Origin of the sequence: Actinoplanes sp. NPDC089786 (assembly GCF_040684855.1) — a bacterium.
Lineage (GTDB): Bacteria > Actinomycetota > Actinomycetes > Mycobacteriales > Micromonosporaceae > Actinoplanes.
The window spans coordinates 22,483-35,645 of record NZ_JBFBGU010000041.1 but is presented as its reverse complement, the minus strand read 5'-3'; the positions used below and the strand labels follow the sequence as shown (position 1 = coordinate 35,645).

Here is a 13,163-nt window from a genome sequence, read left to right as displayed (position 1 = left end):
ATCTTCGCGGGCTTGCTTGAGCCGGATGCATGGAAACGTGCACGTCCGGTTCTGAGGGGGCGGCGGCGCAGCAATGCGCCGTCGCTACCCGGCCCAACCGCGTGCGGCGGGCGGCGCCAAGCCCGTCACGTGGCGTGACACACGCCTGAGCCGGGCCGACACACGATCATGCCGACAAGAGTGAGTTCGTTCTTGGGCACGCGCCGGGCTCAGGAGCTTCGTTTCCGAGAGTAGGGTGCCACGCAAAGGAAGTGTCAGGAAGAAAACGTCCCGGCGTCGCCTGTGGCTCCTGACAATGCGCCGCCGTGGGCATCGCGAAGGTCCGCCGAGCGGTCAGTGGCGCCGGCGGAAGGCGTCACGGCGACGGTCCCACGACACCGATCCACCTGAAACACTCTGTCCGTGAAGATTGATGGCCTTTTCCGCCGACAGGACGAGCTTCAAGTCGAGGCTGCCAGCCTGCGCGCGGACCTTGCTCTCGACGAGATTCTGGCTCGGCATGGCGAAGTGGTGGGAGTCGGTAGCGCCGCCCTTGGCTTGATGGTGTGGCCCGATCTGGACATGACCGTGGTCTGCCCAAAACTCGACGCCGGAGCGGTAGCTGATACGGGTGCCCTACTGGCTCGCCATGCAGCAACGCGGGAGGTTCGCTTCAGGAATGACACCGGTGGCTGGAACACCGACCCTCGGTATCCCGACGGCCTCTACCTGGGTTTACAGTGCCGCGGCCGTACCCAGCAACAATGGAAGGTTGACATCTGGTTCGTCGATGAGCCCGATCGCCAACCTGACCTGACGCACGTCAGGGAACTCCCTGCCCGGCTGACCGAGGACACCCGCGCCGCGATCTTGCTCGTGAAAGACGCCTGGGCAGGACGTACCGAATATGGCAGAAGCGTATCGAGCTGGGATATCTACACCGCCGTACTCGATGGCAGCGTACGCACCCCCGCCGACTTCGAGGACTGGATCAGTTCGAAATCTGCAACGCGATCTGCGTGATAGCCACTGACCTGGCCATGAACATCCTCATTTGCCGCTGAGCATGCGCGCAGGTCGTCGGACTCTCATGACCGTCTGTGTCCGTCAATCCATGGCGTCCGGACTGTGGTCGCGGTAACGGTGCGGGTTTCGCCGCTGTTGCCGTTAGTCGGTGATCAGGGCGCCGTGCAGGAAAAGGTTGACGACCTGTTCGGCTGGCAGTGGCTGAACTTCGTTCGGGGCTCGGGTGCAGAATCGCGACATGCTGAGGAAGATTTCGGCGAGGGCTTCGGCGGACAGGCGTAGACGTTGCTCGTCCGGCTTCAGCAGTTTCGCGACGGCCTGCTGAATCTCCGGCAGGCTGCCGAGGGCCCGAAAGTCGTTTCGGCTCAGTGGTGGGGTGCCCGCCTCAGTAGCCGTACCGTCGTACGCGAAGCCGGCTTGATCGAAGGCTTCGAGGTCAGCGCGGATGCGATCGTAGTAGGCGCCGAGGATGCGAACTACCTCGAGAAGGCGCGGCCCGACCGGCTGATCCATACGGATCGCATCCAGCTTGCGTATTTCCTCAGCGGGGTCGCTCGCCGCGTTCAGACGCGCCATCAACATGGACGTCCAAGCTTGGATGACTGCGTCCTTGTCGGGGAAGACCGTCAGGAGCTCGGCTTCGCTGATTCCGGCGGCTGCGGCTATCCGTGCCGTGGTCAAGGTCTCGTACTCGCCGAGCAGGGGGACCGTCGCCTGCACGATGGCCTTGCGGAGTTGTTCTGAACTCATGACGGCCACCACTTTGCTCAGGGTCCGGCTCCACTGCACGGTAGAACGTGAAAGCAACCAGAGTGAGCAGTCGGTCTCAGCACCCGATCATTGTTCGGCAGCCAACGAAAAGCCAAGATCAAGTATCCTCATCTGCCGCCGACCGCGTACGGCGGCCAGCGCCGAACCCGACGCGTGGCGGGAGGCACTCCCGAGGCAGCCCGGCGCACGATCATGCCGATGACAGTGTGTTTGGTCATCTTGGCAAGGGTGCCGCTGGGGGTTGGGCGGCAAAGCCCGGATTGATTTGGAAGAAGCTGCGGCCGAGCACCGAATGGCGTGAGTGATCGATTCGCTGCGGCTCTACGGATGTTCAGCATGCGGGTCCACGCACGGTTTGACTCAAGGGCCGGCGCGAGAATATCGCTAGATGATATAAGAAAGTGAACAAAGTCTTGGCGGTGGATAAGAAGCTACGAAGTATTAGGGTTGGATCGGATTTTGCGAAGCAGTTCAGTGAGCTCCTCCGATTGAAAGTCGCGCCAATCCGCGTCGCCAGCATGCGGGTCGATCATATGAGCAAAAATGAGCTCACAGGCTTCCAGGGTATGTTCGACGACGAAGAAAAGACCGTCCCAAACGCGAACGTCAAATAACTCATGGTCTTGGTGATCCAAAGGCCAGAAAGCCACCGGCCAGCGACCGAACCGGGCATCCTCTAGAGCCTGCCTCATCTGCGAGAGTCGAGAAGTAACGCCAACGACTGCGACCGACTGTCGGCCCAGTTCGGGAAAAGCGGAAGGGCCGCAATATCTCTTGAAAGCAGCTTCGCGGTCGGGTTGAGGTAAATACCATAACCCATTGAAGGCTTGCATAAGGCTTGCCAACCTAGAATCGAGAGCTTTCGCCCGTGCGGCCGCCACATCGCTGGAGTGGTTACGCTCGAAATCCAGAAAGCTTGTCAACGTTACGTTTGTTTTTTGTGCGGCAGTTTTCGCGCCGGATTGAAATCCGCTCTCTGAGAAGAGGATTCCTCGGTCGGCGCCGACGTCCTCGACGATTCCACGAAAGGTAAGGAGCCGCTCCTTGGGGACCGGCCGCTTCCATAGCTTACATTCAACAATCCAGAGTTGCTTCACGCCCGCAATGCTGGTCCGCGCTGTGACGTCGATGTCATGTTCCGCGCGAGCACCTCGAATGTTCTCATCGACCTTTGTGTCAAAGCCCAGGCTCGAAAGGAAGGTTGCGACGTCCCTTTGGTACTGCTTCCAGTCCATCGTGGCCTCCCACCGTCCAGCTCACCCACCGGAGCTGACGATATCCATCATCGGGTACACGCCGATCGCCAGGCCCAGGATGGTGAGGCGTTCGCGGGCTTGGGTCAACAACTCGTGGGTGATGTAGGTGCCAGTGGAGAAGCCGATGGCTAGAGTACGGGGCGTGTAGAGGACGACGACCAGGGCGGCGCGGTGGCTTAGCTTGGCGGCAGGGGCTGGATGCGCGCTGTGAACCCCGCGGTCGCCGTCTTGTCGAGTATGGCATCCGGTCACCTAGCGCGGGAATCGTCGCCGCGAGGGCGGCCCATGGCAGACGGCTTGGCCGCTCGCTGTCTACCGCCAGCGTCAGCCTCTGCGATATACATATCGCCGCCCGTCACGCCGATCCCAAGACCAGGATGCGCTACGACCGGGCACGTAAGAACCTCGACCGACGCCCAGCCACATCTTCGCCGCCTACACGGCCTCCGGTAAATGACAGCGAGCTACGGGTCAGACCAATCGACAAAGTAGCCGATGTGAGTGCAACTCGACCATGCCTCTACAGGCAGTCCTCATCGACCGCTGGCCGAAGCGTGCGCGACCATGTGGAGTTCACTCCTTGCCGAGTCCACCCGGTGGAGTATTGACAAAATTTAGGTATAGCGACCCCTCGTGGCCGTACCATCTGGGTTATGTGTGAACAATTTACTACCGATCACCTTTATGCCGCATCCCGAGTTCAAGCGACATTTAGAGACGGGAGTGGGGAGAGCAGTTTCCTGGGGACTGGCGTGATACTTCGCGGGCGGAGTGGAGCCCTGCGATTCGTTACAAACCGGCATGTTGTTGATCGCGCCGCATATCTCGATGGAGCGTCCTCTTTGAAGCTAACAAAACTATTGGTGAAGCTGTGGCAACGTGCCGAAGACGTATCCACCGTGCCAAACGCTTCGTGGATCGATGTCGGCTTGCCCGACATGGAATTGCCCTCGGACGGAACCGTCGATCTCGCGGCGTTCAATCTGCCGATCGATGATGGCCCGTTAGCCAGCTTCGCCCTAAATGACGACATTCTCGCCAGAGGTGATCAGTTCGAGGGCGTTTTGCAAGCAGGCGAGGCCGTTTTGCTCGCCGGATTCCCAGACTGGTGCGACGCGAACGGTAAGCGCCCCGTCCTTCGCGCAGGGGTAATTGCCAGCGATCCACGAAACGGCTACCGCGTGAAATCTGGCGAGCCAAGCAAGAGAGACGGCAATGAAACAGTTGCGATCGATGTCGCCTCTTCCCCTGGATGCTCAGGTGGTCCCGTCTTCGTTGCAGGGCGCGAGACGGGCCGCGTCGAACAACAGCACCCGGTGCTCTTGTTGGGGCTTAACGCTGACGAAGTGACCCGTAAAACTAAATCCGGGGATGATGAAGTCGGCATCGGAGTTTCGAGGGTCTACAAGTCGATAGTAATCGGGCAACTGCTCGATAATTTGGATAGGCGACGTGGTTGATCGATAGCTAGAATGAATAAATTGGCCATACTCTCATGCCGCGATCCGGGGGCGCCATCTCACGCCTACCGACTACTCATCGTGAGCGACGGAGGCAGGCCACCCGGGTTACTGCCGTCGCAGCATCGTGTGCGCTGTGCGTCCGGTCCTTTGCATATTTGGTGTACGCGGCTCTGCACTGGAATGGCTCTGGCAAGATTTTCGTGGCCAGAAATCACTTGAACGGGGAATTGAGGAAAGTACGGCTTTTAGGCGATCCTTTCGATATGTGGTGTTGAAGTTTCCGAGCTCCTGCCTCACCTGGCGACCGTCGTGGTCACCTCGGTCGATACGGCTGGGCCTGTCGTGGTCTTGCAGGCCCGTACACGATTCGAGGAGTCGTCAGCCTGTACCGGATGCCGCGAACTGAGCAACCGGGTCCACAGTCGATACACGCGCCGCCTGGCCGACACCGCGATCGGCGGCCGCCCGGTTCGCATCGAACTGCAGGTCCGGCGCCTGTACTGCGAAAACCCGGTGTGCCCGAAGGCGACCTTCGCCGAACAGGTCGACGGGCTGACCGTCCGGTATCAACGCCGTACCCCGCTGCTACAGCGCCTGGTCGAGATCGCCGGTGTCCTTCTCGCCGGACGCGGCGGTGCCCAGCTGCTACGCCTGCTGAACGCCGGCCTGTCCCGCACCAGCGTCCTGGCACAACTGATGAAGATGCCGCTACCCACGCCCACCGCACCCCGCGTCCTGGGCGTCGACGACTTCGCTCTCTACGGCCGTAACTACGGCACGCTGCTGGTTGACGAGGAAACCCGGCTCCCGATCACTTTGTGGGAAGGCCGCGACGCCGAAACGCTTCGGGACTGGCTGCTCGAGCACCCGGGCGTGCAGATCGCCTGCCGGGACGGTTCACCGATCTACCGCCAAGGCCTCACCAACGGCGCCCCGGACGCCATCCAAGTCAGCGACCGATTCCACCTCTGGCAGGGCCTATCACGGCGAATACAGCAGATCGCCGCCGCGCACCGCGACTGCCTGACCGCCGGGGCCCACGAACCCGATCGTAGGCCGCCCGCTGGCACCGAACCCCAGGGGACCGACAGTCCCGCCAACAGCCCCGCGGCCGATCACGCTCAGCGTCTGTTCGAGGCTGTCCACGCGCTGACCGACACCGGCCGCTCCTACAACTCCGTCGCCCGCGAACTGGGCCTCAACTGGCGCACCGTCCGCAGATACGCGACCGCCACCAGCTGGCAGGACTGCGTACGCCGACGACCGAGGATCCCGTCCCCGCTCGACCGTTACCTGGAATATCTGCAGCAACGCTGGGGCGAGGGCGAGCACAACGCGAAGGTGCTGCATGAGGAGATCAAAGCCAAGGGCTACCTCGGCCACTACCAGCGGGTGAAGATGGCCGTAGCGCCACTGCGCCGCGGCCTGCCGATCAACCAGCCCCACCAGCGTCGCCTGTCACCCCGCGAAGTCGCCCGCTGGATCACCACCAGCCCGCCGAACCGGACCCTCGACACGGTCGAACGCCTGCAGCGGCTACTCACGCACTGCCCTGAACTCGACCAAGCCCACACCCTGGTCCGCGCCTTCGCCACCATGTTCGACACCGCCGATTCCGAACCCCCTACCGGAGTGGCTCAACCAACTCGAGACCAGCCGCCTACCCGGACTGCCCAGCCTCGCCAAAGTCATCCGCGAGGACCTACCGGCCGTGATCCAGGCCATCACCTCGCCCTACAGCTCCGGCGTCAACGAAGGCCGCATCACCGACGTCAAACTCCAGAAACGACTCATGGCCGGCCGAGCGAACATCCCACTCCTGCGCCAACGAGTCGTCCTCATCGCCCGCTTACGCCGACAAGCCGGTGGATAGAACAAACGATCTGAGCCTCAGGCGGGCACCATAACGTTGTGCCGGTGCAGCGAGCCATCGTTACCGCTCATCACTGAGCGTAGCCACCCCTCCCGCTTGGTCGGCGGCGGTGTCCACCGACCGCACGCTATCAGCGGCTACAAATGAGTGAACGGGTGCCTAACGTTGCTCCTTTCCCACTGCGCTCGAACGAGACGCCGGCTGATCAGAGGCGAGCAAATCGGGTGGACAATTTCTTGAGGCACCGGACACCATGATCGGCGTGGGTTCGACAGAGAACGGCCCAGGGACGGTCCGGACAAAGCACATGCCCCTACAGACCAGTAACGGCAAGCGCCTCCTGGGCTAACCCGGTGACGTCTTCAACTTGGCATGAGCGTGCACCGTGACTCGAGCGGCCAGAGAAGCGAGGTACTCACCCACCGTGACCTGATGCGCCGAGCCGAGTCTCTGCGCCGCCGTCACCTGCGAACACGACATGAGGGCTTGAGCGGGACTTGTCCATCCCTTGCCACACCGCAGGTCGCTCAGAGATCTCAGAGGGCTAGAAGACTGAACACGCCCCCCTCGACCGCAGATAACGCACCCGTCAATAGGAGTATTTTCAATGCTGGGCCAATACCGCCAACTGTTCTCGGCGAAAGGCAGTGCGGCATTCACCCTCGCCGGAATTGTCGCCCGGTACCCCATGGGTATGTACGGGGTAAGCATTCTGCTTCTCATTTTCGATACCAGCGGGTCCTATGCCACAGCCGGCCTGGTGGCGGCGGTCGGCCTCATCGCCATGGCCGTCTGCGCGCCTTTGGTGGGACGGCTCGTGGACCGTTACGGGCAGGCACGGGTCGTCGTGCCGGCCACGGTGACATCGGTCGCCGCGTGCACCGGCACCGTGCTCTGCGCTCAGTACGGAGCACCGGCATGGGCGATCTACGTCACCTACGCCTTCTCGGCCACCTGCCCGTTCGTGGGGACCATGGCGCGGGCCCGGTGGCTTCGCATCTACCGCGATCAACCGGACATGATGCACACCGCGAACTCGTTCGAGCGCGTCGTGGACGAGGTCGTCTTCGTCTCCGGGCCCGCTGCGGCCGGACTGCTGTGCGGGGCGATTGGCCCGGCCGCAGGGCTGTACACCGCGAACGCCTTGCTCCTGATCGGAACCCTGCTGTTCGCCGCGCAGCGCGCGACCGAACCAGTCCCGGTCGCGATCGAGGAGGGCCAGAAGCGCGGCCGACTGATGGTGCCCCACATCGCTTCCACCATCGCCTTTTTCCCCATCCTGGGCCTCGGTGTAGGCGCCATGGAACTGGCCACGGTTACCTACGTCTCCTTGCACAGTTCCCGGTCGTACTCCGGCATCTTCCTGGCCCTGATTCCATTCGGCGCCTGCCTGTCTGGTCTGTTCTACGGCACGCTCAAGCTCAAGGGCGACATCCGCCGTCGCACCCTCGCGGTCACGGCCATCCATTGCGCCTGCATGTTGCCCGCCCCCCTGCTCATCGGCGGCAACCTGGTGCTGTTCGGAATGTGGACGTTCCTCGTCGGCGCGGCCAACGCGCCGACCGTGATCACGACTCTGGGTCTGTTGCAGGAGCTGACCCCGGAGGAACGCATGAACGAAGGCATGTCCATCGTGGACGGCAGCCTCATGGGCGGTCAGGCCATCGGGTTGTCCGCCGCTGGAGCGATCGCCACCTACCGGGGCGGAACAGTCGGCTTCTTGATCGTGTCCGCCGCGGGGCTGCTGACGCTGCTCATCGCGGCAGCCGGCGCGCGTTGGTGGTCGGCCGGCAAGACCGCGCCGGTCCGGGTGTCCATGGAAAAGTCGGCCGCGGACTGATGGGCCGGATCTCCACAACTCACGCTACGAAAATCTTGCCAGAGCCACTGGAATCCGTACGCCGACAGCGGGCAGAGCCACGCATTCGTCGTCGAGCTCCGCGACGAATATCTCGAGGCTGCGGCCTGGACAGGGTGGCAGCGGTGCGTCGTGCAGCATTCGGGTGGTGGCACCCGCCGCGGCCCACGCCGCCGCAGATGCTGTCGGCCGCTCGCCGGGCCGGCCGAGGGCTGAGGCGACGCGTCCAGGTCAGCCCATAGGTCCACCATCCACGGGTCCCGCTTCGCGCTCTACAAAGTTCCGCAAGAGACGGCCGGGCCCTGCCGACGATCTCGAGCCGGGAAGGCACACTGCACCAGTGACGAGTGACATCGGTGAGCCGGATCGCCTGATCGTTGCGCAGGATGTCTTCGGCGGTGACCGGTTCTGGGCGGCGCTCGATCGCCTTGCCGACCGGCGCGGGCACGAAGGGCATCCGCGCATCCTGGTCGGTCTCACCGACCCCCACCAACCGCTACGAGCTGCGGTGTATGCGCTGCGAACAGCCGGTCGTCACGATGGACGTCCGCCGCGACGCCCCGGCTGGCTGACCCGCCCGCTGGCACAACCAGCGCGTCCGGCGATCTTGGCTGGCTTCGCGGTCATCTCGCCGGGCAGCCACCGGACTCCTGCGCCCCGGGTCGGACAGAAGGGCCAGCGTCGCAAGGGTTGGCGATGGCATCGCCGTCGTGCCGGAACCACTCGTGGAGCACGTGATCGGCCTGCCCGTGGTAGCCAGCTCGATGAGGTAATCGGCCCACTCCATCGCCGCTGCGGCCGACTCGCGGCCGGCGCAGTGCACGATGCGGTTGCGCAGCTGGTAAATGCGGCGTGCCGCCGCCACCTGCGCGGACGGGCTGCGCCGGCGCAGCCGCCGGGCACCAAGGGTGCCCCGGGAGGACCGCTCGAGTAGCTGGTCGACGCGCTCCGTGTCGGCGGGGCGTCGCGCTGATCCATCGGACCCACCCCCTGGCTGCTGTTTCTCCTCTCTGCGCCACCGGTGCAGCACGCCACCGACCGCGACCTTCCTTGTCGTCAGCGAACGATACGCATCCGATGGGCCAGCACTCGCCGTAGATCGGACGCGTCGTCCGGCGGGCTGTTCCCTGCCGAGACGGCCGGAAGGTGTACCTAAATGACTGTTTGTTCCGTGCACGTGCATCAGCCCTTGCATAATGCCGTGCAACAGGTGACGCTGGTGCGACGACTTGTTCACGCCGAGCTACAGAGCGGGTGGCGGCCATGAAGTCCAGGAATGAGTGCCGTAGTGGCACACCCGAGCCTGGCAATTCGCCACTAAAGCGGGAGACCGGCGATGAGCTCTGTGACGAGACAGGACACGACATCGTGCCGGATGATCTCCTGTTCCTCGATGAGGCGCAGAAGGGAGAGCTCGCACGGCGTATCGCCGCCCTGCTCCCGCGGGGCCCGGAGCCGTGCTGGCCCAGGCACGGCGAGAGCTGACCATGGCCGGGGCTGCGCTGCCGGCTCAACCACCTGGTATCCGCTCGGACGGCGGCAGGACGCGGATGGCCAGACTGCAGGGTTTCGCCGGCTGCAGCCTCCTGACCCGGGACCTTCTCGGTCAACAGGCCTCGCACGAACCGCGGCCTGTCGCCTGGCCTGTCCCTCACCTGCCGGACAGTCGCCTGGAGCACTCGGACATGCCGATGAGCGCGAGTTTGGGTGACAGCCACGGCGCCGGGCCTGCTGGCCGTCCACGCGGCGCCTCTACCACCCAGTCCAGCGCCAATCGTCGAGGTTCTTCCAAGCGGCCGGAAGAACACTCACGATCACCCCACCGAACGCGACGGTTCCTTCGTGGGAGGCAAACAAAACCCAGTCCAGGCTGTCGTCGCTCCACACGCCCTCGGCACCGTTGTAGGCGGGGACGAACAGGTCGAGATCAAGCAGGTAGTCGAGGCCGTCCTCGCGGAGTTCGACCACGCGTCGAGCTCCGATGGTCTGCAGCGCCTGGCGAACCCGGGCGATCCCCGTGCGGGTTTGCACGGCCGCATCCGTCAACACCAGCACGCCCGGTGGCACCGGCCCGGCCAGCATGGGGTGCCAGGACGTTGCCTGCACACCCCACCGCGCTTGCAGCCGTGCTCGCCAATCCGACGACTCCTCCGCAGTCAACACCCGCCGATAGCCCAGCGGTTCCACGTCAAGATCGGGTATCGACATCCAGGTCTCCACGGCGGCGCTGAACAACTCGCGTTCGTCCGCCATCACCTCGGCTTGGATCGCCCCGCCCGGCGGATCGGTGGACGGCGACTGCGCACCGAAAGCGGCCCGGTCCAGCGCAGCCGCAAGTCCTTCGAGGTCGGGAAGCTGGTCCGGGTCGAGCCGTTCGACCTCCACGAGCATCGCCTGCACCACCTGGTAGCGAGGGAAGATGCGTAGCGCCCTCGGACTGTAGCCGTCCCGTCCGCCCTGACGAGGCAACTTTGCGTACGCCCGGCTCAGCTTGTCGTACCGATCCATCAGGTATCGACGCGCGGCGCAGCGCAGGGTGCTGGGTTCCACGCGAAGATTCTTGCCGGCTCCTGCGCCTCGATGCACCGTCTTTCCCAGTGCCGCCAGGTTCGACTGTCGCCGGCTTCCGGACATGCCGATTTGGGTGCATCCGACCTTTGTTCACCGGTGGCGATCATGCTGGCACGTTCGTGGTCACCGTGGTGGCGCCCCCGGCTGCCCCGGCGATCACCGTCAACGCACCGGTGACCGCGCCGGCTGCGCACCACCGGGGTCGGCCTGGCGCCCCGGGTCACCGAGACGATCGTCGCCCACGACGCGGCCAACCGCACGCTTCACCGGGACCGTCACGCGGACTCCAGCGGTCAGCCGGCGGTCAGGCAGAACGGGTGACCGGCCGGGTCCAGCAGCACCCGCCACCGGTCGCCGCCGGGCTGGTGGTCCGGCCTGACCGCGCCGAGTCCCAGCGCCAGCTTCTCCGCCGCGTCAAGATCCTCCACCTGGAGGTCGAGGTGGAACTGCTGCGGCACGTCCTGGCCGGGCCACTGCGGGGCCCGGTATCCGTCGACCCGTTGGAAACCGAGGTCGCAGCCGGAACCGCCGGTCAGGGCGACGAACTCGTCGGCGTTGTACCCAAGCTTCATGCCTGTCAGCTCTTGGTAAAACCGGGCCAGAGCCAGGGAATCGGCGCAGTCCATAGTCACGCCTCGCACCGTGGCGATCGGCATCGTCCACTCCTTCTCACCCATGTCCGCGGGTCGCGCGGCGGCCCGCAGGCAGTTGGTCCAACGGCACTGTGGTGGGTCGGTTCCGTTCATTTTCGGGCCGGACAACGCCCGTCCCGGGCGTCGGTCGTGCGCGCCGTTGCGCCATCCCCCCGACGGGGACGCCCTGATCGGTTCGCGGGCGACGGCGAGCGGGACGCGCGTGGTGGCGCGGAGCAGGGAGCATGACCGGTCACGCCGTCGGAGTCGGGCGCCGGTTGACCAACGCCAGCACGACGGCCGTGGCTGTGAACGCGCTGGCGACCCAGAACGCCCGCGACATCCCATCGATCGGCACGGTTGCCGACGTCGCGACGGTGACCAGCACGGCCAGCCCGAGCGCGCCGCCCACCTGCTGCATCGCGTTGAGCAGGCTGGCCGCCGCGCCGGACTCGGCCGGCTCGACCCGGGAAAGGACCGACATGGTCAGCGGCGCGAAGACGAGTCCCGCGCCAGCGCCGAAGAGCAGCACCGGCCCGAGGATGCCTTCGGCGTACCCGGAGTCCGGCGAGATCTGCGCGAGCCAGACCATGCCGGCGGTGACCACCACACCGCCCGAGGCCGCCAGCCTCGGAACACCGACGCGGGGCAGGAGCCGGACCGCAAGCGCGGATGATGCGAGAAGCAGGATCGTCATCGGCAGGAACGCGAACCCGGTTTGCAGCGCGCCGTAGCCGTGCGTCAGTTGCAGGAACTGGGTCAGGAAGAAGAACATGCCGAACATGGCCGCCGGGAAGAGCAGCAGCGTCAGGAACGCGCTGGCGCGCGCCCGGTCGGTGAACAGCCGCAGCGGGACGATCGGCTGCCGGACGCGGATCTCCACCACGAGGAACGCCCCGAGCAGCGCCACCGCGCCCGCCAGGGCGGTCGCGACGACCGGATCACCCCAGCCCTCGGTGGCGGCTCGCGTCAGCCCGTAGACCAGGGCGATCATGCCGGCGGTCGAGGCGAGCGCGCCCACGATGTCGAAGTGACCGGCCCGGCGCGGCGTTTCCCGGGCGACCACCGGAGCAATGACCACCACCGCGACCGCGATCGGCACGTTGATGAGCAGAACCCACCGCCACGACGCCCAGTCGCTCAGCACGCCGCCGAGGATCAGCCCCAGCGCCGCCCCGGACGCGGCGACCGCCGTGTAGACCCCGACCGCCCGGGTACGGGCGGGGCCCTCTTCGAAGTTCGCCGGGATGAGCGCGAGCACGCTGGGTGCGGCGAGCGCGGCGCCGACACCCTGCATCGTGCGGGCGGCCAGCAGGGACCACTGCGCGGTGGCGAGGCCGCCGACGAGTGAGGCCAGGCCGAAGACGGCGATGCCGGTGACGAAGACCCGGCGCTGGCCGAGGATGTCGCCGGCCCGACCGCCCAGCAGCAGCAGGCCGCCGAAGGCCAGCGTGTACGAGGTGATCACCCAGGACAGGCCGGTTGCGGTGAAGCCGAGGTCGGCCTGAATCTTGGGGAGCGCCACGTACACGACGGTGCTGTCCAGCACCACCATCAACTGGCAGGCGGCGATGATCGCCAGGACGGCACCAGGCCGGGATGTCGATGCGCCCGGCACCGGTGTCGTGCTGTCAGGCGCGGTCGCCCTGGTCGACATGGGAGTCCCCTCGCGGTCGGCTAAGCTGAGGCTGCCTCGACAATATATTGAGGGTACCTCGACTTATCAAGAGGGTT

At 65.1% G+C, this 13,163-nt stretch carries 10 protein-coding genes; 4 read left to right on the top strand and 6 right to left on the bottom strand.

Annotation, left to right across the window (positions count from 1 at the left end; genetic code table 11):
* Positions 1 to 402: 402 nt before the first annotated feature.
* Positions 403 to 1,002, top strand: coding sequence for a hypothetical protein (locus AB0O15_RS46055; protein ID WP_364333888.1), 600 nt, complete (start codon positions 403 to 405; stop codon positions 1,000 to 1,002).
* Positions 1,003 to 1,146: 144 nt separating this feature from the next.
* Here the strand turns inward: AB0O15_RS46055 and AB0O15_RS46050 are convergent, their stop codons facing one another.
* The 3 genes from AB0O15_RS46050 to AB0O15_RS46040 form a co-directional block, all read right to left on the bottom strand.
* Entirely contained in the window at positions 1,147 to 1,767 is a 621-nt protein-coding gene (locus tag AB0O15_RS46050) for a hypothetical protein (protein WP_364333885.1), read from the bottom strand.
* Positions 1,768 to 2,207: 440 nt separating this feature from the next.
* Positions 2,208 to 3,011: a restriction endonuclease gene (locus tag AB0O15_RS46045; protein ID WP_364333882.1), complete on the bottom strand. Its 804-nt coding sequence runs from the start codon at positions 3,009 to 3,011 to the stop codon at positions 2,208 to 2,210.
* A 21-nt stretch (positions 3,012 to 3,032) separates the two neighbouring features.
* A complete protein-coding gene (locus tag AB0O15_RS46040) occupies positions 3,033 to 3,284 on the bottom strand; it encodes a hypothetical protein (protein ID WP_364333879.1) in 252 nt (83 codons plus the stop codon).
* Positions 3,285 to 3,685: 401 nt separating this feature from the next.
* Between AB0O15_RS46040 and AB0O15_RS46035 the strand changes: the two genes are divergently transcribed.
* From AB0O15_RS46035 to AB0O15_RS46025, 3 genes are all read left to right on the top strand, one after another.
* Positions 3,686 to 4,492, top strand: a complete 807-nt coding sequence (locus AB0O15_RS46035; RefSeq protein ID WP_364333877.1) for a serine protease — start codon at positions 3,686 to 3,688, stop codon at positions 4,490 to 4,492.
* Between the two features lie 312 nt (positions 4,493 to 4,804).
* Positions 4,805 to 6,382, top strand: coding sequence for an ISL3 family transposase (locus AB0O15_RS46030; RefSeq protein WP_364333875.1), 1,578 nt, complete (start codon positions 4,805 to 4,807; stop codon positions 6,380 to 6,382).
* 593 nt (positions 6,383 to 6,975) lie between these two features.
* Positions 6,976 to 8,208 carry an MFS transporter gene (locus tag AB0O15_RS46025; protein ID WP_364333873.1) on the top strand — a complete coding sequence of 411 codons (1,233 nt, stop codon included), beginning with the start codon at positions 6,976 to 6,978 and terminating at the stop codon, positions 8,206 to 8,208.
* 1,770 nt (positions 8,209 to 9,978) lie between these two features.
* Here AB0O15_RS46025 and AB0O15_RS46020 read toward each other — a convergent pair.
* The 3 genes from AB0O15_RS46020 to AB0O15_RS46010 all read right to left on the bottom strand — a co-directional run bounded on the left by AB0O15_RS46020 (position 9,979) and on the right by AB0O15_RS46010 (position 13,086).
* Positions 9,979 to 10,776 carry a hypothetical protein gene (locus AB0O15_RS46020; protein ID WP_364333870.1) on the bottom strand — a complete coding sequence of 266 codons (798 nt, stop codon included), beginning with the start codon at positions 10,774 to 10,776 and terminating at the stop codon, positions 9,979 to 9,981.
* 314 nt (positions 10,777 to 11,090) lie between these two features.
* On the bottom strand, positions 11,091 to 11,423 hold the full coding sequence (locus AB0O15_RS46015; RefSeq protein ID WP_364333897.1) for a VOC family protein: 333 nt from the start codon (positions 11,421 to 11,423) through the stop codon (positions 11,091 to 11,093).
* A 259-nt stretch (positions 11,424 to 11,682) separates the two neighbouring features.
* Positions 11,683 to 13,086: an MFS transporter gene (locus AB0O15_RS46010; protein WP_364333867.1), complete on the bottom strand. Its 1,404-nt coding sequence runs from the start codon at positions 13,084 to 13,086 to the stop codon at positions 11,683 to 11,685.
* Between the last annotated feature and the right edge of the window lie 77 nt (positions 13,087 to 13,163).